We start from the raw sequence: 20764 nt of genomic DNA on the forward strand, positions 1-20764 counted from the left end.
GTGCCGCCGAACGGCCGGCACTGCACCCGCTTCGGCGGACTCGCCGCTGAATGGACGCCATAGGGCCGGACCCGAGTTCGACCTCGGGTCCGGCCCTATCGCTGGGACTCCACCTCAGCTGGCGGGGATGACCTCGCCCTTCGGCCAGGTCTTCTCGATGAAGTCCTTGACCTCTTGCGACTGCGTCAGCTCGTGCAGCTTCTGGATCTCCGGATCGTCCTGGGTGCCCTCACGGACGACGAGGATGTTGGCATAGGGGTTGTCCTCGGGGCTTTCGACGAGCACGCCGTCCTCCTTCGACGACAGCCCGGCGTTCAGTGCATTGTTGCCGTTGATGACCGAGGCGTCGGTGTCGTCGAGGGTGCGTGCCAGAGACGCGGCTTCAGCTTCGATGAATTCGAGGTTCTTCGGGTTCTCAGCGACGTCGTGGATCGTCGCGGTGATCGGGTCGGCGTCGCCGAGGCTGATGATGCCGTTGTCGGCCAGCAGCTTGAGCGCCCGCCCCTGGTTGGCCGGATCGTTGTTGATGCCGATCGTTGCGCCGTCGGGCAGATCGGCGATGTCGTCGATCTTCTTCGAGTACAGCGCGAACGGCTCAAGGTGCACGCCCGGAGTGAAGTGGTGGAGCTTGTATCCCTGGCCCTTGATCTCCGACTCAAGGTACGGCAGGTGCTGGAAGTAGTTCGCATCGAGCTCGCCGTCGCTCAGCGCCCGGTTGGGCAGTGAATAGTCGGTGAACTCCTTGACCTCGATCTTCAGTCCCGCGTCAGCGGCGAGATTCTCGTCGATGAACCGGAACAGATCGCCGTGCGGGGTGACCGAGGTGCCGACGGTCAGGGTCGTGACGTCGCCGTCCTTCTGGCCGACCTCTCCGCTGTCCTGGGCCAGGCCGCAGCCGGACAGAGTGAGGCTGAGGGCGGCTGCGGCCGCGAGTGCGAGGATGGATATGCGCTTCATGGTTCTCCTTGGGTGAGCAGATATGCGAGTGGGCAGATGTGGTGATCGGACGTGGACAGGGTGACGGAGCACATGGGGCAAGGGTGGCTCAGCGATGGTCGACGAGCCGGGCGAGCCGGTCGCCAATGAGCTGGATGAGCCCGACGACGAGCACGAGCAGCACGATGCAGACGATCATGACGTCGCCCTGGTAGCGGTGGTAGCCGTAGGTGATCGCGAGATCGCCGAGCCCGCCGGCCCCCACTGCGCCGGCCATCGCGGTGTAGTTCACCAGCGCAACCGCAGTGACGGTCGCTGCGCCGATGAGCCCGGGCAGTGCCTCGGGGATGAGCACCTGGCGGATGATCTGAGAGCGAGTCGCCCCCATCATCTGCGCTGCCTCGACCTTGCCGGCAGAGACCTCGTGCAGCGCGTTCTCCACCAGCCGGGCATAGAACGGGATCGCGCTGAGCGTCAGGGCGACGACGGCGGCCTTCCAACCGAGTGCCGTGCCGACGAGCAGCCGGGTGAACGGGATGATCGCGACGATGAGGACGATGAATGGAATCGACCGGCCGATGTCGACGATCGTCGACACGACCTGGTGGATGCCGCGGTTCGGCGCCAGGGAGTGCGGGGTGGTGGTGAACAGCCACACCCCCAGGGGCAGACCGAGGGCGATCGAGATCGCAGTCGCCCACCCGGTCATTGCGAGCGTCTCACCGAGTGCGGGCAGAAGTTCGGAGCTGATGGCGGGATTGTCGAGCCAGGTGCGGTCCATCACGCCACCTCCGCATGGATGTCGCGGGCGGCCAGGGAGGTGATGAGGGTCTGGGCTCCGGCTGCATCGGCAACCGTGAACTGCAGCCGGCCGACGACCGTGCCGGCGATGGTCTCAACCGTGCCGGCGTCGAGATGGGCGTCCGCGCCCGAGGAGCGGACCGCCTCGAGTGCGGTGTCGAGGCTGATGCCGGTGGTGAGGGTCTCGACGACGGTGCCGGATGGACGGCCGCTGGGCGGCAGCGGCAGCAGTGCGCGGCTCAGCGGTGAGTCGGCCTGGCTGAGGGCGTCGATGATCGAACCGGTGTTCTCGATCTGCCCGTCGGCGAGCAGGGTGACGGAGTCGCAGACCTCGCGCACGACCGACATCTCATGGGTGATGATGAGCACCGTGATGCCGAGCCGGTCGCGCAGTGAGCGGATGAGGTCGAGGATCTGCCGGGTGGTGCGCGAGTCGAGGGCGGAAGTCGGCTCATCGCACAGCAGGATCTGGGGCTCGGCGGCGAGTGCGCGGGCGATTCCGACGCGCTGCTGCTGGCCGCCGGAAAGTTGCGCTGGATAGCTGCCGCCGCGGTCGGCGAGTCCGACGAGTTCGAGCAGCTCCGCAGCCCGGGCACGCCGCTTGCTGCGTGGGACGCCCGCGATCTCGAGCGGATGTTCGACGTTGCGCAGCGCGGTGCGCGAATCGAGCAGGTTCGCGTGCTGGAACACCATGCCGATGGTCCGGCGGGCCGTGCGCAGGGCGGCGCCGCGAGCGCTGGTGATCTCGACCTCGCCGATGCGCACCGTGCCCGAGGTGGGCCGTTCGAGGCCGGTGAGACAGCGGATGAGGGTCGATTTGCCGGCGCCTGAGCGGCCGACGATGCCGTGGATCTCACCGGCCGGGACGGACAGGGTGATGCCGTCGAGGGCGGTGACACCGGCGAACTCCTTGCGCAGATCACGCAGTTCGATCACAGTGGTTCCTTTGCTTGCAGGGATTCAGCTGCGCCAGCGTAGGCACAGGGCCGCCGCGCAGACCGGTAGGCCTGTCATCTACCGACACACAGGTGAAGTGCGTCACGAGTGGTTCTGCCGTATGCCAGTTGAACCACGTCTGTGGCCAGCCCGCTGCTGAGCCTGGTTCAGGTAAAGTTCAACTGCGAGGTTTCCGTTCGATGAACGGCAGAAGTCCTGGTGATGGACTGATGATTGAGTGCGACAGAAGGAACAAGTGATGTCACGAGCCGCGTCGGCGGATTCCGCGCGTCCTGACTACCGCGTGCGTGGGACATGGCTGCATCTTGGGCTGCTGGCGGTCGCGGCTATCGTTCTCTCGATCGGCACGTCGATCGCATTCGCCCCCGGCGGGATGAATCCCGACACGCGCTGGCAGTTGCACCAGGTTCTTGGCAATGAGCCGCTGTCAGATTGGCATCCGGCAATTATGACGATCACATGGATGTGGCTGCACGAGCTCACCGGTCATGCATCTGCCGTTCTCTACGCACAGGTTCTCGTGATGTTCGGCGCCGGATTCGGTTTCGCCGTCTACCTTTTCGATGTGACGCGTTCACGCGCATGGTCATACGCTGGCCTCTTCATGTTGCTGGCGCCCCACCTCTTCACCTTCATCGGCGTCCTGTGGAAGGACACGCAGATGGCCGAGGCATTCTTTCTCGCCGTCGTCTGCGCGCTTCTGGCCAGCCGCTTCACGACGATGCGCTGGCTGTTTCTCGCGGTGGGACTTCTTGCTCTGACGTACGGCACCGCAGTGCGGAAGAACGCATTCTTCGCCGTTCTGCCGCTCGTCTATCTGATGGCGGCGCTCGTCTACTCGGGTTCGATGCGGCGCGCCGGTCAGTCTCTGCTCCGTCGTCTGACAGATGTGCGGTTCCTTGGTCTCACGGCAGCTCTCCTTGCACTCGTCATCGGGTCTGGTGCGGTGCTCAACGCGATCTATCAACCCCTGAAGACTCACCAGGTATCGCAGGTAATGCTCGACGACGTGATCTTCAGTGTGCCGAGAGAGGAACTGAAGCAGGCAGATATCGATGCGGCTCTGAAGGAGAAGCTGTTGGAGGCGCAGCGAATCTGTGCCCAACAGGGTGATTATGAAGATGCCTATTGGCGCTGTTACGGACGCGGTGCAGACGGGATCTACACCGCTATCGAGCACGTCGACGAGTTGAAGGAAGCCTGGGTCCGGACAGTACTCACCCGCCCAGATCGTTATCTTCTCTACCGCACCCAGACGTTCGCGCATCTGCTGTTCGACAATTACACGGACTGGGACGGGCAGACGGAGGAGAACTCCGTGGGCTGGGAGACGAAGTACAAGCAGGCGAACGACGCTGCCCAGACCTACGTCGAGAAGTTCGGCGTACGCGATATGCCGTGGTTGTTCACCGGCTGGTTCTGGCTGGCCAGCCCGATCATTCTGCTCTGCGCCCACCGCCATGTGCGGCGGCTCGGCAGAGCCTCCGGGTGGCCAGAACTGTCGACGGCAGTGTCGTCGTTGAGTATCTCGGCGGCTGTGTACATCGTCGGCTACTTCCCGATCGTGCCGGCTAACCACTTCCGCTATGTCTACTGGCCCGCGTTGGCGGGGACGATGTGCTTCGTGATGCTTGGTGCAGCAGGGGCCCGGGCGTGGCGGAGTCGGCGCTGTGAGCGTCGAGAGCCTGAAGCGGCCGTGGCCTCCACTTCGCAATGAAGTGAATCCCGGAACAAGCTCTGCTGTATGGCGTCCTGATGAGTTGGCATGGTGCGGAAGAGTCGTAAGATGGTGCGCATGCCGGTTAACGCCACTTCTGTGCCTGTCTCCCGTTGGCGTACCCTCATCGTCGAGGTGTTCCGGTTTCTGTCGGTTGGCGGAGTGGCCTACATCGTCGACGTCGGGGTCTCGAATCTGCTCGTCTACGGCTTCTTCGGCATTCCAGCTCTCATGCCGGGAAGCCCGCTCAAAGCGAAGATCATCTCTACAGTTCTCTCGATCATCGTTGCATGGCTCGGCAACAAGCTCTGGACCTATGGTGACAGGGATTCCGGTTCGAACGTCCGTGGCTTTGTCATGTTCGTCGTCGTCAATGCCATTGGTATGGTCATCGCTGTCGCCCCGCTGGGCTTCACCTGGTATGTGCTCGGATTGCGCGACCCCGTCAGCTATAACCTGTCGACCAATGTCATCGGTATCGGTCTGGCGATGGTCTTCCGGTTCTATGCCTACCGCACGTGGGTGTTCAAGGAGATCTCCGAAACCGAGGTCGTCGTGCCGATGGAAGATGATGACGTAGCGGCGTCACGCAAGCGGTAACTGCTGCTCCGCGTCGCTCGGTCCACGAACCGTCCGATTCTGTCCGATCGCCTCTGGGCGAACCGGAACGACTGCTTCCAAAGCGAGGTAATGCAGGCGAGCGGTCTCGCGGCGACCGCGGCGGATTCCGTCGATGACGAGTCCGATGCTGCCGAGCAGGAACGCAATGACCATGAGGATGGCAGCGAGGAACGCTGTCGGGAAGCGGGGGACGAGACCTGTGCTGAGGAACTCGACGATCACGGGGATGCCGAGGACGAGCGAGAGCAGACCGAAGACCAGCGTGAGAGTGCCGTAGTACAGACGCGGGCGCTCATGCTGCACAAGCTGCGCGATCAGGCCCAGGATGCGGAACCCATCCCCGAAGGTCGAGAGCTTCGACTCGCTGCCGTCCGGCCGATCACGGAATCCGACGGGGTGCTCAGCGCAGGGCAGGCGCAGCGCCATCATGTGCACCGTGAGCTCCGTCTCGATTTCAAAGCGCTTGCTGATGGCCGGGAACGACTTGACGAAGCGACGTGAGAACACACGGTAGCCCGAGAGCATGTCGGTGACATGTGACTTGAACAGCCGGCTCGTCAGCCGATTGAACATCTTGTTGCCCGATTCGTGCCCAGGGCGGTACGACGAAGTCTCCTGCGTGTCCTGTCGGACGCCGAGCACGTGGTCATAGGGACCGTCGAGCAGCAGCTCGATCATGGCCGGCAGGTCGGCCGCCTCATACGTGTCATCGCCGTCGATCGTGACGTAGATGTCAGCTTCGATATCGGAGAACGCACGGCGGATGACATTGCCCTTGCCTTTGAAGTACTCATGCCGGACGACTGCGCCAGCGCTCAGCGCCTCCTCGACCGTGCGATCCGTGCTGTTGTTGTCGTAGACGTAGACGGTCATCCCCGGCACCGCCGCCTGGAGGTCTCGCACCACTGTGGCGATGGTGATCTCCTCGTTGTGGCACGGCACGATCGCAGCAATGCGGAGATGATCGGGGATGGCGGGCACGCAGTTCTCCAGTCGTCACAATTCTCACACGTCGGTTTCTTCCACCCGCCAGTGTACTGCCGTTCAGCAGCGCATTCGGCGCATGACCGGGCCGGAAGCTCCGCAACTCTGCGCCATGTGAACAGTTGCGGAATGACCGATCACAATTGCGTGAACGCAATGGTGTGAGTGTGACGGCCGCCCATCGCAGGCATACAGTCGATACGTTCCCTCTACAGTCAATGTCGTCGCAACTGGAGGCTGCGCGTGCGCCGTTCGTGGCTCATCTCGGGTGTGTGTTTGATGGCATCGGCGGCATTCACAGCATTCCTGCTCATCTGTTTCTATCCGGGAGACGCGAACATCGACATCGTGTTCCAGGCCCGGCAGGCAATCGGTGAGGTTCCCTATCAGAACTGGCATCCGCCGGTTGTCACATTCTTCTGGGAGATGCTCTACCGGCTCACCGGCACTCTCGGTGCGCTGTTCGTCTTCCAAGCCGTTCTCTACGGTCTCAGCGCCTGGCTGCTGTGCCTGCTCATCCAGCATGCCACGGGTTCGGCGTGGCTCGGACTCCTCGGTCTGCTGGTGCCTGCGGCACCGTGGACACTGAGCCAGTCCACCATCCTGTGGAAGGACACCCAGTCGGCACTGGCACTGCTGTGCAGCGTGCTCATCGTCTTCTTCATCCGGCCGCACCAGCCGCAGTCGTGGTGGCTGATGGCTCCTGCCGGGCTGCTCCTCATCTACGGGATCACGGCACGCAAGAACGCGATCTCCGCGCTGCTGGATCGCGATCTACCTTGCCTGGCTGTTCATCCGCACGCTGCAGAAGCGACACGCCACCGCGATCTCTGCCGTGGCGCCAGACACCGCAGCCAGAGCGAAGAGGTCCGGGACCGAGGCGGTCGGCTCGGGTCTCACCGGCGTTCGCGGACTGCTGCGTCTGGCACGGGTGACGCTGGTGTTCATCCTCGTGCTCGGCGGCAGCGTCGTCGTCACCGAGCGGTTCGTCGATTCCGTACGCGATGTCGAAGACGTCGGGCAGGTCTCGCAGATCATGCTCGACGACGTCATGTTCGTGCTGCCGGACGACGAATTGCGCGCCTCCGGAGCTCCGACCCAGCTCATCGAGCGGATCTCCGCCGCACGGCCGGCGTGCCTTGCACGCGAGGAGCCCTTCGACGCGTACTGGAACTGCTACGGCAGAGGGGAGACAGGCGAGGCTTTCTCACCGATCGCGCACCGCGAGGAGCTCCGGGACCTGTGGCTGAGAACGCTCACCGCGCATCCGGTCGAGTATCTGCAGTACCGGGCAGAGCTGTTCGGCCGCTACCTGACATTCTCCAGGCTGCTGTACTGGCCGGCAGAATGGCGGACTGAAGCCGAAAGCGTTGGTCTCGGTGTCCCGCAGGGGAGCGCCGAGTCGCTGCTGGGCCTGTATGTGCGCGGCACGAACGACGTCGTGCCTATCGTCTACCTGCCGGTGTTCTGGGCTGCTGTCGGTGCGCTCGTGTGTGTCTGGGCCGGCGTCGCCCGGCGCATCACCGGACGCTGGCTATCCCGCGGTGACGGTCGGAGCGGCGTCCGTGTTCCCCTGCGCGCAGAAGCGGCGACGCTGGCGTCCTCAGCGCTGCTGTACATGCTCGCCTACTTTCCGACGATTCCGGAGTTCCATTTCCGCTACACCTACTGGCCGGCAGTTGCGCTCAGCACCGCTGTCGTCCTCGCTGCAGCTGGGCAGTTCGCGGCCTGGCGTGATCAGCGCAGCCGTTGACGGATCCGGCGCGAGAGCCCGATCGCGGCACGGTAGCCGTCGACCACCGGCTGGGGAGCGGCAGTGCGCAGCTCAGCGCGGATGCGACGCCACGTGTTGACCTGTGCAACCCAGGCGCGGGAGGACAGCTGCCGCTGCTGGGAGCGGCGCGCCAGCACTGCCAGCGCTCGCTGCATGTCCGCAGACGGCGGGTGGAAGTAGTTCTCCTGCAGCCACGCCTCACGAGGAAACCCGACCCGTCCAGCGCGGAGATCGGCGAGTGTGCCGAGGATCCCTGAGCCTTCGAAGACGCCGTTGAGCAGCTCGTCAGAGACCCCGAAATCCGAGACGATGAGAGTCTGAAGACCACGGTCGATCGCCTCGAGCGCGGCAGTTGAGGACACCGTCACGACGGCTGCTCCTGGGGTGAGGAACTCGCTCATCGGCCCGACGGCCACCGACAGCTCCCCGGGCACGATCTCGCCGCTTCGCAGCAGCTCGTCGATGAGGGAGAGATAGGTGTGCTCCTCGTGGTGCGTCTCCTGCTCTCCGGGCAGCGAGCGCACCTTGACGATCGCCTCAGCCGCGGGATGGGCACGCCGGAAGTCGGCGAGCGCCTGCAGGATGGCGATGCGTTCTTCGCGGTGCTCGGGGACCTTCGCCTGAGTGGCGAAGACGAGCCGCTCCGGCACCGGTGGTGTTTCGCCGGCCAGTATGTCGAATGCCGCCCGCGGCAGGCCGGGGCTGCTCAGCAGCGGTAACCGGGTGACGGTGAGCTCCAGAGGAACGCCGACCTTGGTGCAGGCGTCGAGGTAGGCGGCCCGCTCGTGATGGGAGTGGGTGATGAACAGGTCGCAGTCGCGACGGTACCGCACACCTTTGGCACGTGCCGGCAGACCGATACCCGGCAGCCCGGATGCGACACCGGGCCGCCGGCTCAGGCGGTGCGCACTGGCAGCGATCTGCTGAACGACCGGTCCGGTGGCGGCTGCCAGCACGATATCGGGGGCTGCGGATTCGAGTCGCGCGCGCAGTTCACTGCGATTGAGCATCGGAACGGTCGCACCTGCGCGGCTGGATCCGGCCAGCGCGTGGGCGATCTGCGCGGCGGTCGGGGCGATGGGCGTATCGAGAAGCCACAGCTGTGAGTCGACATCGGGTCCGAGCGAATCGAGCATCCGACTGGCCCATTTGAGATACGACTCGCTGTCAGCGATCGCGACAACCCGGTAATCCGCGCCAGAGTGCAAGGTCGCAGCGGCCGCCGCATTGAGTTCGTGGCGCAGCGCCTGCGGCGCGCTTCCGGTCCACCACGCAGCCGGCACCTCGGTCACGTGGATCTGAGGACTGCGCATCGTCGTCGGCAGGTTCGCCACTGCCGAGGTGGGAAGACTATGCACCTGCGCGCACTTCGGTGCGCGCGCAAGACGCAGCTCGACGGGCAGTTCAGCAGGAAAGACGGTGACGCCTGGACGAGCCGCGACCCGGTTGAGCAGTTCCGGTGTCTCCCGCCGGTGCGCGAAGTACGCCAACGGCCGCTCACTGTGAGCCCCGGTGCGTTCGACGACGCTGTCAAGCCAGGCGAAGTACGGTTCGACGTCGATGAGATCGTCAGCGACCATCGCAGAGCCGAGCACAATGGTGCCGGGCAGGGGGTCGGCGGCTGCGCGGATGGAGCGGACATAGTCGAAGGCGTGCCGGGTGAAGGTGCCGCCGGCAGCGGTGAAGGACGCGATGAGGTCGTCGGGGACGGGCAGAGCTGTCGTCCACGACAGCTGGCGCCGGCGCAGAGCCGAACGCAGCATGAGGGCAACCGCCAGCGCAGCCGCCCGCCGGGAGCAGGAGGGGTGCTGCCGGGCACGCACGAGAGGACGCGGACGCTTGGCCGTCACCAGTCTGACGGCGTGCAGCGTGGCGAAGCCGTCGTCGAGAATGACGATGCTACGGCGCAGCTGCGGTCCGGCGGCGAGCATGGCCCGCTGGAGCCGACCGGAGCAGATATCCCCGATGAGCAACTCATGCCCGCGCGAGGAGAAGATCTGCGGATCGATCTCGACCGTGCGCACAACCGAGATGTTGGCCGGCAGCCATTCGGCTTGGAACTGGTCGAGGAAGCTCGCCATGCCGTCGGCGTCGATGCGGGCGTGGATCTCCAGCGACTGCCCGTCCCGGCAGGCTTCGATGGCAGACACGAACTGGAGCGGGGATTCGACCCAGGCGTGTGAGATCGTGTTCATCGCTGTCTCCTCTTCTGCCTCTCAGCTGCACGGCGTGTGCGGCTGCGCCGGATGGCCCGCCGCGCCCGGTAGAGCAGATAGTCGCTGCCCAGCCGACCGGCACGACGCGCGGTTGTCCGAGGGTGGGAGCGGCGCGGCAGACGGCCGGGCAGGTCGAGTGCGCTGAGTGTGCCGCGGGTGAAGTACAGGCCGCGGGTGTCGTCATCGAGGCGTGCGAGCAGGTCACTCGTACGCTGCCGGAAGGCTGGTAGCAGCCGTGGCTGCATGCAGTAGCTGACAGCGTCGACGAGATCCTGCAGATTCATGCTCTCATCACCGTGAGCTTGAGGATCGATGTCGGCGTGACCACGGTGGGCGAACTGATCGATGATCGTCAGCGGAATCCGATTCGAGTTCTCGTATGGGCGCAGACGCTGGAGCAGAAGCCGGGAGCCGACCGCAGCGGTCTGGCAGCCGTAGAGCTGTGCGACGAGCATCAGGCTGGTGGAGAACGCGCTCACGACGATGGCAGGGCCGATCGCTGTGATGAGGGCCTCGGCGATGACGGGAGTGTCGATGACGACGAATCGACCGCCGTGGGCGGTGACGTGTGCGGCCAGTGCTGCGGTTGACGCCGTCGGTGCCGCTGGGTGCGGTTTGAACGCAACTGTCTTGCAGCCGGCTGATAGCACAGCTTCTGCCATCTGACAGTGCAGCTCGCTCTCCTCGGACTCGGTGATGAGGCCGAGTGCGGCGCAGTACTGCCCGAGGATGATGCCGGTGCGCTCACCGGTGAGACGGGCGGCTGCGGCATCGATCATGTCTGCGGCGTTCTCTCGGACCTCTGCGATGACGTCGCTCACCGCCTCCAGCGGGACGGGAACCGGTACGATCCCGGTTTCATGCAGCAGGCGCGGCTGCAGGTCAGGCGCGAGCGGGGCGTAATGCAGCGTCGTCATCCTCTGCTGCATCCCCAACGGCAGACGCGAGCGGGTCGGTCCGTAGCTCATGAGACCGTCGGCGCTCACACGGATGAGCGACTCGGAGAAGATGCGAGCCAGTGCGATGGCCGGGTTCACCTGTGGTGATTCGACGATCAGTTCGACGTCTGAGGTCCCGAGTTCCCAATGGCTGCGCAGCAGACGCTGGAGCATCGGCAGGTCAGCCTCTGCCGGAGCCCACGTGTTGGGGTGGTGCGGGGTGATCGACTCGTTGAGCGTGAGCACCCGGTCGAAGCGCGCCATCAGCGATGACAGCCCAAGCGCACTGTGCAGGGGCGTCGCCTGTTCGAGCACAGCGGCGTTGTCCGACAGCAGCAGGATCCGTTCCCGCGCACGCGCAGCCGGCCGGGGCTGCGCGGTGGTGCGGATGACGGCCGGCGCCACAGCGGAGTCATAGCAGCCGGCGTCGATTCCCGCTGCCAGGAACACCACCTCGAGAGCAGTGGAGGCGAGAAAGACCTGCACTGTGTCGGCAGCACCGGACGCTGGTCCTGCCGCACTGCTGTACGGTGCAGAGGGTAGGTGCGGCGTGGTCTGCTGCGCGGTCATCGGATCAGCTCCTGGATCAGCTCGGCGCGGTGCGGCATCATCTGCAGGACAGCGGTGCGCCGGTCCCTGGAGGACTCCAGCAGGACCGTCTTGAGCACCTCCCACGGCAGTGAGTCTGAGATGGCCTGGGCCTCTGTGCTGAACTGCCGACGCAGTTGCCACGGCGCGGTGTCGAAGCGCTTGGCCTGATGTTCGAGGATGGCCAGCCAGTTTCGGATGGCCTTCAACAGGAAGAGGTCCCGGTCAGCATCACGGCGGACGACGTCGAAGATCTTCCCGAATGCGGGGATGAAGTACAGCTGACGCTCATCGAGCACCTGGCTGAGCGAATCTGAGAGTCCACGGCGATAGCACACGCCGGGGGAGTCGATGACGGCGCAGGTGCCGCCGTTGAGGTGGAGGTCCCAGATCCACGGCCGGTCCTCGGCTGTCATGAAGCCCGACGGAAACCGCAGCAGCCCGGTGTCGGCGAGCCGGCGGTGGAACATGCCGGCCCAGGCGAAGGGATAGTCGACGAGCGTGGTCTGATCGACCGGCAGGATCCCGGCCCTGGCCGGAATCGGGACGTTGCGAACTGCCATGGGCGCGCGACGCAGCTCGCGCCGCTTGCCGGTGACCCTGATGTGGTCGCAGCGGACGAAGTCAGTGCCGAGGCTCCGGATGGCTTCCAGAAGCACGGCCAAATGGCCAGGGGCTAACCAGTCGTCGCCGTCGAGGAAGGCGATGTGCTCTCCACGAGCGGCGTCGAGGCCCAAGTTGCGGCCGTCAGCCAAGCCGACTGCTGTCCCATTCGAGATGATCTCGACATGATCGAAGCGCGTTGCCCACTCATCGAGGAGTTCGGCGGTGTCGTCGGTCGATCCGTCGTTGACGAAGATGAACTGCGTCCGTCCCAGGTCGAGGTCCTGATCCAGCAGCGAGGTCAGTGCAGTGGGCAGGTATGGAGCGCAGTTCTTCGACGGAACGATGACTGACAGGTCGAATGCAGCCGAACCGGCTCCGGGGTCCGTCACTTCTTCGACCTCTCGGAGGCACTGCTGCGAGCGGCTTTCAGCTGTGTCAGAGCCGAGGCACCGAACCGCCGGCCTTCTGAGACGATGACCGATCCTGCTCGGACAGCCCGCACCCCGAGCTGACGGGCCCGGCTTGCCGGTCGTCGGGGAGGCAGGCGCCCGGGCAGGTCGAGCTTCGTGAGACGGCGGCGCTTGAAGTAGCGGGAGTACTCCGCGTAATGGGCGGAGAGGAACGCGACAGCGTGCTGCCGCAGACGGCTCATCTGCTTGGCCTGCATGCAGTATCCGACGGCGTCGATGACGGCGCTGAGGGGAACCGTGTGAGATGCCCCGGGAGCGAAGAGGTAGTCGCAGATGGTCACCGGTATGCGGTTGGAGTTCTCGTACGGGCGGAACTCCTCGAGGGCTTCGAGGGTCCCGAACGCTGTAGCGGGAATGCCGAAGAGCCGCCATGCCGTCACCATGCCGGTGGAGAAGCAGCTGTACACCGAGCGGGGTTTGAGTGCCAGTGCACTGATCTCGACAGGCAGGTGCGCTGGAACGACATCGAACGAGATGCCGCGCTGCGCTGCCCGGTGTTCGAGCGCACTCTGCACCGACTGTGACGCAGATGGGTGCGGCTTGAGGTAGATGTGTTCGTGACCGGTCGCGATCGCATGATCGATCATCTGCTCATAGACCGCCGTCTCCTGCTCCAGCGTGAAGAGGGCCACATCGGCGAGGTACTGGCCGATGATCATGCAGGTGTTGTCGCTTACCGACAGACCGGATGTGTCGACGTGGGCAGCGACGCGTTCGATCTCTGCGCGCAGCTCATCAGCGGTGATCGCTGTGCGTTCGATTCCCTGCTCTTCGGACAGCAGCAGCGGTTCGACATCGGGGACAAGATCCATGTAGACGAGCCCGCCCAGCCGCTGCCAGACCTGAGGCGGCAGGGTGCTGCGCGTCGGGCCGTAGGTCATGAGTCCATCGGCATGAGCGAACACCTCGGCGTCGGGGAACAGGCTGCACAGGGCCTGCGCAGGGTTGCCCTGAAGCGATTCGACGAAGAGCTGCACGTGGCAGTCCGCGAGGTCCCATGCATGGAGCAAGGACTTCCGCCACATGGGCTGCTCATTGATCCGCGGCGTCCACTGTGCCGGATGGTGTGGCCAGATCCAGGCGTTGTAGTCGACGATGCGGTCGAAGACATCGAGCAGCGGCTCGGAGATCTCCTCCTCTGCGAACGAGGTGCCGACTTCGCAGACTGCGCGCGTATCGCTGACGAAGAGCACACGTTCTTCGGCGCTGTCGATCCGGTTGTTGCGGATCGCTGCACTGATGTTGAGCAGCTGCAGCCAGGAGGAGACGACGAAGACCTGTTTCATGCTGATTCCCTCTTTCGATCCAGCTGTCGCAGGACAGGCTTGAGGCGTTGCATCCGGTCCCGGCGGAATGAGCCGATGACTTCATTGAGCTCAGCCTGAGACGCAGACGATGCCGCTTCGGCAACACCGTGGATGAGCCGATGGTAGATCTGCCGGGTCATCTCATCTCTTCGACGAAGGTGCGCATCGGCCAAAGCGAAGAGATTGTGCAGCGCCTTGACGGAGAAGGCCTCCTGCCCTGGACGCTTGCGAGTCTCAGCGATCGACAGCGCGCAGCTGCGAATGAACTCCAGCTGCGTCTCGTTGTACACAGCCGTGATCGAGGTGGGAACCTCCCGCCGGTAGTAGGCACCAGGGGCGTCGACGACGGCGAAGCTGTCGGTGTAGAGGAACAGCCGCCAGTTCCACTCCCGGTCCTCGGCGCTGCGCAGCGATTCGTTGAACAGCAGCGTTCCGTCGTCCAAGAGTTCGCGGGCGAAGATGCCGGAGAAGGCATTGGGGAAATCGACCATTGTCAATCCCCAGCCGTGGACGATGTGGTCCTTGGTCCGGAGCGGAACACCGCGCCGGAAGACCGGAGCCTGGCGCAGTTCCCGGCGCTTGCCGATGGCGTGGATGACATCGGAGCGCACGGACTGAACCCCGAGACGCTCGATGGCGTCGAGCATGACGCGCAGATGTCCGTTGGCGAACCAGTCATCCGAATCGATGAAGGCGATATAGCGTCCCGTCGACGCGAGCATTCCTGCATTGCGTGCGGCAGGCAGGCCGGTCGGAGCATCATTGGTGACGATGCGGAACTGCTCGAAAGTCTGCGCGTAGCGTTCGGCGATTTCGCCGGTGGCGTCCGTCGAGCCGTCGTTGACGACGACGACTTCGTATTCATCGGGCCGCAGACCCTGATGCTTCAACGAGGTCAGGGTTTCGGCGATATACGGTTCCACGTCTTTGGCGGGGATGATGACGCTGAGTGAAGGCTGGTCCATTGGCTGCTTTCGTCGGAGTCCGTCGGAGGCGTCGGCTGCGGTTTCAACCGGCTGTGGGGAGGCCCTCTGACTGAGCCTCCCCACAGAAGTCACGCGCGCGGATGAGAGTCCGCGCGAACGGGAATCACTTGCGCAGCGAGGAGATCTTCGACTCTTCGCCGGGCATGATCCGCTTGACGCCGTCGCCCATCGCCTCTTCCAGGATACGGATGTCGCGCACGAGGGTGGTGAACCCGTGCGGTTCGAGCGAGGCGGCCTGGTCCGAACCCCACATCGCGCGGTCCATGGTGATGTGGCGCTCGACGGTCACCGCACCGAGAGCCACGGCGGCCAGCGAGATCTGCAGACCGGTCTCATGACCGGAGTAGCCGACCGGCACGCCGTAGCGTTCGGCCATCGCCGGGATCGCCAGCAGGTTGGTCTCCTCCGGCGGCAGCGGGTAGGTGGAGGTGGCGTGCATGAGGACGAGCTTGTCGCGGTCGAAGCACTCGACGGCTGCATCGAGGATCTTCCAGTCGGACATGCCCGATGAGCACAGCACCGGCTTGCCGGTCGCGGCGATCGCCTTGAGCAGGTCGAAGTCGGTCAGCGAGGCCGAGGCGACTTTGTAGGTCACCGAGTCGAATTCGTTCTCGAGGAAGTCGACCGAGTCGGTGTCCCACGGTGAGGCGAACCACTGCAGGCCCTTCTCCTTGGCGTAGCGGTCGATCTCGGTGTACTCGTCCTTCTCGAACTCGACCTTGTACTTGTAGTCGATGTAGGTCATCGTGCCCCACGGGGTCTCACGCATCTTCGACTTCTGTGCCTCCGGCACGGCGACATCGGGGTTGCGCTTCTGAAACTTCACGGCCTGGGCGCCTGCCTCGGCTGCGACATCCATGAGCTGCTTGGCGATCTCGACATCGCCGTTGTGGTTGATGCCGATCTCCCCGATGACGTACACCGGCTGGCCGGGCCCGACGAGGTGCTCGCCGATCGCCACCGGCGCGGCGGTCTGGCGGAAGGGGCAGGGCTGTGCTGCGTTATCAGCGTTCTGAGTCATGCTGGGAACTCCAATCGTTTCGGTGCGAGGTGTTGCACGGGGTGGCGTGAGTGGATGTCACGCAGCTGATCTGGTCTTTTCGGGATCGATGAGGTCGCAGACCTCGCGCACGGCGCCCTGCCCACCGCAGCGGGTGAGGATCGAGCGGGCGGCCGCGAGCACCTGCGGGTGGGCATCGGCGACGGCGATCGGCCAGCCGACGACGCTGAAGGCCTCCAAATCGTTGATGTCGTTGCCGACATAGGCGACGCGGGCTGGGTCGAGGCCGTTGGCGGTGATCCATTCGCTGAGCACTTCGGCCTTGTTGTCGATGCCCTGGGCGATGTCGACGCGCAGTTTCTCAGCCCGGCGTGAGACGACCGGATTCTGCTCCTTCGACAGGATGAGGAAGGGGAAGCCGGCCTTGACGAGCCGGCCGATGCCCAGCCCGTCGCCGCGATGGACCCGGACGGTCTCCTCGCCGTTCTCATTGACGTAGCAGGCGTCGTCGGTGTGGACACCGTCGAAGTCGGTGACCAGGGCGTCGACGTCGAGGACGTTGATCGCCTCATGCTGGGAGGCGACAGCGCGGGCCAGCGACAGATCGGACATCGTATCGATCTCGCGGGCGTGCTCGGCGGGCACTTCCTCGATCTCGATACGGCCGAAGAAGCGGTGCTTGTACTTCTGCAGCCCGGAGGTGCGCATGATGTAGAAGGCGCCGGTCTCGTTGTAGTGGGCGGCACGGTCCTGGCGGCGCGGGCGGAAAGCCGCATCGTGGCCGACAGCCACGGCGTTGTCTTTGTCATCCAGCGTCCACAGAAAGCTGAAGTCCTCAACAGCGGAGAAGACGACGTCGGCCTGGTCGCGGGCGACGCGCTCGATGGCGTGGTCGAGGTTCTCCGGGTGAATGAACGGCGAGGTGCACTGCAGAAAGGCTGTGATGTCGAAGCTCTCATCGAGCTGCCCGAGCGTGTAGAGCAGCGCCGACTCGCTTGTCGCCTGGTCACCGGAGATGTCTGCAGGACGGTGGACCACCTCGGCGCCGGCGCGCCGGGCCTCCTCAGCAATGCCGTCATGGTCGGTGGAGACGATGACGGTGTCGATGCGGCTGGCCGCCTTGGCGCTCTCGACGGCGCGTGCGAGAAGGGTCTTGCCGGCCACCTTCTGCAGGTTCTTCAGCGGGATGCCCTTCGAGCCGCCGCGAGCGGGGATGATGGCGACAGTGCGCTTGGTCTGGTTGTTCATGGTCACAGGCAACCACCATGACCATCGCGGATGACCGAGCGGCGACCCGCATGTGACGTGCAGGTGAACGAGGCATCAACTTACGGCAAGCGTGCTCTGGTTGGGGAGGGCGTGCCAGAGGATTCAGCGCGCCAGCCGATTCAGGCCGCGGGGATCAGATCCAGCTGGGGTTCCACATCCGCAGGCGCCACGAGTCGTAAGGGATGACCTCACCGGTGTAGACCGGCCAGAAGAACGCGAACACGAGGATCGCCGCCGCCCCGATCGCAGCGACAGCCAGACGGCGGGCGAGCAGAGACTGCCCGCGCTCGGCGGCGTCCTTCGCGTTGCCCCAGAGCAGGCCGAGGCAGTAGGCGATCGCCAGGCACACAAACGGAACCATGACGATGGTGTAGAAGGTGAAGATCGTGCGGTCCTGGTAGCGGAACCACGGCAGCCAGGTGGCGGCGAAGCCGGCGAGGATGATGCCGGCCCGCGAGTCGCGGCGGACGATCCAGGCGAGAATGAGGACGATGAGCGCCACCGGGGCCAGGCCCCAGATGACCGGGTTGCCGACCGAGGTGATCGCAGACGAGCACTTCTCGACCATGCAGCCGTGCTCGCCGGCGGCGTAGGACTCGTAGTAGAACGAGGTCGGGCGCCACTGCACGATCCAGCCCCACGGGTTGGACATATAGGTGTGCTCACTGGAGAGCCCGACATGGAACCGGTATGCCGAGGCGTGGTAGTGGGCGAGCCCGGGAATCCAGTCGGGCAGAACATCCCACCAGCCGGGATTCTCCGCCGCCCACTGCCGGTCCCAGCCGCCGGAGGTGAAGATCCAGCCCGACCAGGTCGCGACATAGGTGACGAAGGCGACCGGGACCATGAGCAGGAACGCGGGAACCGAGTCGCGGATGAGCATCCCGGTGACCGGGCGGCGCACACCGGCGCGGTAGCGGGAGGTGATGTCCCAGGCGACGACGGCGATGCCGAAGACGGCCAGGGCATACAGGCCCGACCACTTCACGCCCATCGCGCAGCCCAGCGTGATGCCGGCGGCCAGCCGCCAACCCCGGAATCCCAGCGCCGGGCCGTAGGTCCACGGGTCGGGTGCCGAGGCCGCTGCGCGTCTGTCCTGCCGCGTGAGGGCGAGGCGGTCGCGCAGCCGGCGGTTGGTCTGCTCCCGGTCGAGGACGAGGAAGCCGAAGGCCAGCAGCACGAAGAACATGAGGAACAGGTCGAGCAGGCCGGTGCGCGAATGCACGAAGTGCTCACCGTCGACGGTCATGAGCAGCCCGGCCAGCCCGCCGATCCACACCGAGCGGAAGAGGCGGATGGCGAAGTAGGTGAGCACGGCGACGGAGAGCGCGCCGACGAGCGCGGCGGAGAACCGCCAGCCGAAGGAGGAGTCCGCCCCGAACATGTCGATGCCGAGGCTGAGGATCCACTTGCCCAAGGGCGGATGGACGACATAGGACGGCTCGTCGAGCACGATGCTCGTATTGCCGGCCTCGAACTGCGGGTTCGGCTCATCGGGCCAGGCCTTCTCATAGCCGGCCTTGCTGAGCGTATAGGCGTCCTTGACGTAATAGGTCTCATCGAAGATCAGCCGGCCAGGAAAGCCGAGGCGGTAGAAGCGCATGAGCGCTGCGATGACGCCGAGCAGCAGCGGCACACCCCACATCCAGACGCGCGGGTCGAGAGCGGCCAGCCGGCTTGGCAGCCGCACGGCGGCACCTGACTGCCCGGCTGCGGGGTCGGCAGCGGTGCTGCCCGCAGCAGCAGCGGAGGTGGTCGTCGGGTGGCTCACAGCGCCCAGTGTAGGCGAGGCAGCCTGGCAGGCTCGGGCGGCAGGCCGACCTGTGCCCAGGCGGGCACCGCCTGTTCCCAGACGGTGACACGGGAAAGGGCAGCGCCGCTTGGGTGCGGTCTACGGTAGAGAGCAGGCGGCAGGGCGCCCGGCCATGCCAGAGACGGGAGGTGGAACCCCGATGCTTCTCGATGTCCTCGACATCTTCGACGACCTCCCGGCCTTCGGCAGCTCACCGCGACATCGCGGCGAGCGCCGCAACCTCATGGCCAGATGGACGCTCGGCCTGGCGCTGGCCGGCATCATCACCGCGGGGCTGACGTCGTTCATCGCGCTCATCACCGCGATCATCGCCTTCATCCAGATCGCGGCGAGCGGTCAGCGCGGCCTCGGGACAGCGATCACCGGGTTCGTCCTCGGGCTCATCATCACCGGTGGGTGGTCCGCCTTCATCATCGCCGTCATCCTCAGCGCACTCGGCTCATAAGCGGCGTGCGCCGATGCGGTGACAACGGCCGACCCCGGCTGTCACCGCGGCAGACTGCGAGGCAGTGCGACGCTGAGATCAGGCGCACGGACTCCGCGCCGGCCAGCCGCACCCCGCTCCCAGCGGCAGAAGGAGGCGAGACCGCGATGTCGCACCCGTACCAGCCCCGCAGTTCCGACGGCAGCCCAGGCCACGGCGCACCGCAGTCCTACGCCTACCCCTATGCCGAGGTCCCGCAGCAGAACAACCTGGCGCTGCTCTCGCTTATCCTGTCGATCGTCGGCCTGGCCACCGGCGGCCTGACCGCGATCGGCGGGATCATCCTCGGCCACATGGTCAAGAAGCAGATCAAGCGCACCGGTGAGACCGGCGTCCACCTGGCCACCTGGGGTCTGGTCGTCGGCTACGTCATCGTCGGCTTGATTGTTCTTGCCTTCGTGTCCTGGTTTCTCGTCCTCTTCGTCCTCTTCGGCGGCCTCGCGCTGGGCTGCTGACCGTTCAGCCTGCTGACCGTCCGGGCTGCTGATCGTCTGGCCTGCTGACCGCGGCTCATGCGCCAGCCGGCCGGCGCGCACGGCATCCGGGCCGAGTGCGTCAGAGGTGGGAATCGTGACAGGTGTGTGCCGATTCGGTGACAACTGCCGATCTGCGTTGTCGGCCCATCAGCACGCGGGGTACCGTGGCTGGTACAGGCAGTCGCACGCACCCGGTGCACCGGCTGGCTGGCACCACCCACCCCCGATGACAGAAGGCCAGGCGAGAGCACGATGTCGCATCAGTACCAGCCCAACGGCTCCGGCAGCAGCGATCCCTACGGTTACGGATCCCCAGAAGCCGGCGGCTACAGCGGCGCCCCCACCCCGTACAGCAGCCCGGCTGCCGGCGACCCCTACGCCCACCAGCCGGCAGGCGCCGGCTACGACAGCACCGGCTACGGCAGCGACAGCTACGGAAGCACCGGCTACGGCACGCCGCAGTCATACGGCCAGCCCGGCTACGTGCAGACCCCGCCGCAGAACACCCTGGCGCTGCTCTCGCTCATCATGTCGCTCGTCGGCCTGGCCACCAGCGGCCTGACCGCCATCGTCGGCATCATCCTCGGCCACATCGCCAAGAGCCAGATCAAGCGCACCGGTGAGACCGGCGACAACCTGGCCACCTGGGGTCTCATCGTCGGCTACGTCATCGTCGGGCTCGCCGTGCTGTTCTGGGTGGCCTACTTCGTCTTCATCTTCCTCATCATCGGCGCCGGCGTGATGAGCAGCTCCTGACCGGTGAGCGAACCCAGCCACCGCGCCGCTGACACCGGCAGCCGGGCCCCCCCCCCCCCCCCCCC

The 20764-nt window shown here is 65.4% G+C and carries 18 protein-coding genes; 6 read left to right on the forward strand and 12 right to left on the reverse strand.

The window, feature by feature from the left end:
- Positions 1 to 114: 114 nt before the first annotated feature.
- The 3 genes from H9634_RS10980 to H9634_RS10990 form a co-directional block, all read right to left on the reverse strand.
- Positions 115 to 957 carry a MetQ/NlpA family ABC transporter substrate-binding protein gene (locus tag H9634_RS10980; protein ID WP_191726695.1) on the reverse strand — a complete coding sequence of 281 codons (843 nt, stop codon included), beginning with the start codon at positions 955 to 957 and terminating at the stop codon, positions 115 to 117.
- An 88-nt stretch (positions 958 to 1045) separates the two neighbouring features.
- On the reverse strand, positions 1046 to 1717 hold the full coding sequence (locus tag H9634_RS10985) for a methionine ABC transporter permease (RefSeq protein ID WP_191726696.1): 672 nt from the start codon (positions 1715 to 1717) through the stop codon (positions 1046 to 1048).
- Positions 1717 to 2673, reverse strand: a complete 957-nt coding sequence (locus tag H9634_RS10990; protein ID WP_191726697.1) for a methionine ABC transporter ATP-binding protein — start codon at positions 2671 to 2673, stop codon at positions 1717 to 1719. The genes H9634_RS10985 and H9634_RS10990 overlap by 1 nt, the downstream gene beginning before the upstream one ends.
- A 259-nt stretch (positions 2674 to 2932) precedes the next feature.
- Here H9634_RS10990 and H9634_RS10995 point away from each other — a divergent pair, with 259 nt between their 5' ends.
- Both H9634_RS10995 and H9634_RS11000 read left to right on the forward strand, forming a co-directional pair.
- Entirely contained in the window at positions 2933 to 4411 is a 1479-nt protein-coding gene (locus tag H9634_RS10995; protein WP_191726698.1) for a hypothetical protein, read from the forward strand.
- A 69-nt stretch (positions 4412 to 4480) separates the two neighbouring features.
- Complete coding sequence (locus tag H9634_RS11000) at positions 4481 to 5011, forward strand: GtrA family protein (RefSeq protein ID WP_225210853.1); 531 nt, start codon at positions 4481 to 4483, stop codon at positions 5009 to 5011.
- Here H9634_RS11000 and H9634_RS11005 read toward each other — a convergent pair.
- Positions 4997 to 6013 carry a glycosyltransferase gene (locus H9634_RS11005; RefSeq protein ID WP_259798650.1) on the reverse strand — a complete coding sequence of 339 codons (1017 nt, stop codon included), beginning with the start codon at positions 6011 to 6013 and terminating at the stop codon, positions 4997 to 4999. The two genes, H9634_RS11000 and H9634_RS11005, sit on opposite strands and share 15 nt — an antisense overlap.
- A gap of 838 nt (positions 6014 to 6851) precedes the next feature.
- Here H9634_RS11005 and H9634_RS11010 point away from each other — a divergent pair.
- On the forward strand, positions 6852 to 7769 hold the full coding sequence (locus tag H9634_RS11010) for a hypothetical protein (protein ID WP_191726699.1): 918 nt from the start codon (positions 6852 to 6854) through the stop codon (positions 7767 to 7769).
- On the opposite strand, the gene H9634_RS14555 is transcribed toward H9634_RS11010, so the two are convergent.
- From H9634_RS14555 to H9634_RS11040, 8 genes are all read right to left on the reverse strand, one after another.
- Positions 7754 to 9985 (reverse strand): DUF6716 putative glycosyltransferase, encoded by a 2232-nt coding sequence (locus H9634_RS14555; protein WP_225210854.1) that lies wholly within the window; start codon positions 9983 to 9985, stop codon positions 7754 to 7756. The genes H9634_RS11010 and H9634_RS14555 overlap by 16 nt on opposite strands.
- Positions 9982 to 11514, reverse strand: coding sequence for a polysialyltransferase family glycosyltransferase (locus H9634_RS11020; protein WP_191726700.1), 1533 nt, complete (start codon positions 11512 to 11514; stop codon positions 9982 to 9984). The genes H9634_RS14555 and H9634_RS11020 overlap by 4 nt, the downstream gene beginning before the upstream one ends.
- Positions 11511 to 12527 carry a glycosyltransferase family 2 protein gene (locus H9634_RS11025; protein ID WP_318245087.1) on the reverse strand — a complete coding sequence of 339 codons (1017 nt, stop codon included), beginning with the start codon at positions 12525 to 12527 and terminating at the stop codon, positions 11511 to 11513. The genes H9634_RS11020 and H9634_RS11025 overlap by 4 nt, the downstream gene beginning before the upstream one ends.
- A complete protein-coding gene (locus H9634_RS14560) occupies positions 12524 to 13894 on the reverse strand; it encodes an alpha-2,8-polysialyltransferase family protein (RefSeq protein WP_225210855.1) in 1371 nt (456 codons plus the stop codon). The genes H9634_RS11025 and H9634_RS14560 overlap by 4 nt, the downstream gene beginning before the upstream one ends.
- Positions 13891 to 14880, reverse strand: coding sequence for a glycosyltransferase family 2 protein (locus tag H9634_RS11030; RefSeq protein WP_191726702.1), 990 nt, complete (start codon positions 14878 to 14880; stop codon positions 13891 to 13893). Before H9634_RS11030 ends, H9634_RS14560 begins: the two co-directional genes overlap by 4 nt.
- Before the next feature lie 124 nt (positions 14881 to 15004).
- On the reverse strand, positions 15005 to 15922 hold the full coding sequence (locus tag H9634_RS14565; RefSeq protein WP_225210856.1) for an N-acetylneuraminate synthase family protein: 918 nt from the start codon (positions 15920 to 15922) through the stop codon (positions 15005 to 15007).
- A gap of 57 nt (positions 15923 to 15979) precedes the next feature.
- Entirely contained in the window at positions 15980 to 17149 is a 1170-nt protein-coding gene (locus H9634_RS14570) for an acylneuraminate cytidylyltransferase (protein ID WP_225210857.1), read from the reverse strand.
- Positions 17150 to 17303: 154 nt separating this feature from the next.
- Positions 17304 to 18941: a dolichyl-phosphate-mannose--protein mannosyltransferase gene (locus tag H9634_RS11040; RefSeq protein WP_318245088.1), complete on the reverse strand. Its 1638-nt coding sequence runs from the start codon at positions 18939 to 18941 to the stop codon at positions 17304 to 17306.
- A 181-nt stretch (positions 18942 to 19122) separates the two neighbouring features.
- Between H9634_RS11040 and H9634_RS11045 the strand changes: the two genes are divergently transcribed.
- From H9634_RS11045 to H9634_RS11055, 3 genes are all read left to right on the forward strand, one after another.
- Positions 19123 to 19428: a hypothetical protein gene (locus tag H9634_RS11045; protein ID WP_191726703.1), complete on the forward strand. Its 306-nt coding sequence runs from the start codon at positions 19123 to 19125 to the stop codon at positions 19426 to 19428.
- A gap of 146 nt (positions 19429 to 19574) precedes the next feature.
- Positions 19575 to 19922: a DUF4190 domain-containing protein gene (locus H9634_RS11050; RefSeq protein WP_191726704.1), complete on the forward strand. Its 348-nt coding sequence runs from the start codon at positions 19575 to 19577 to the stop codon at positions 19920 to 19922.
- A gap of 273 nt (positions 19923 to 20195) precedes the next feature.
- Positions 20196 to 20699, forward strand: coding sequence for a DUF4190 domain-containing protein (locus H9634_RS11055; protein WP_191726705.1), 504 nt, complete (start codon positions 20196 to 20198; stop codon positions 20697 to 20699).
- Positions 20700 to 20764 lie beyond the last annotated feature (65 nt).

The sequence above is a fragment of the Brevibacterium gallinarum genome (assembly GCF_014836885.1).
GTDB lineage: Bacteria > Actinomycetota > Actinomycetes > Actinomycetales > Brevibacteriaceae > Brevibacterium > Brevibacterium gallinarum.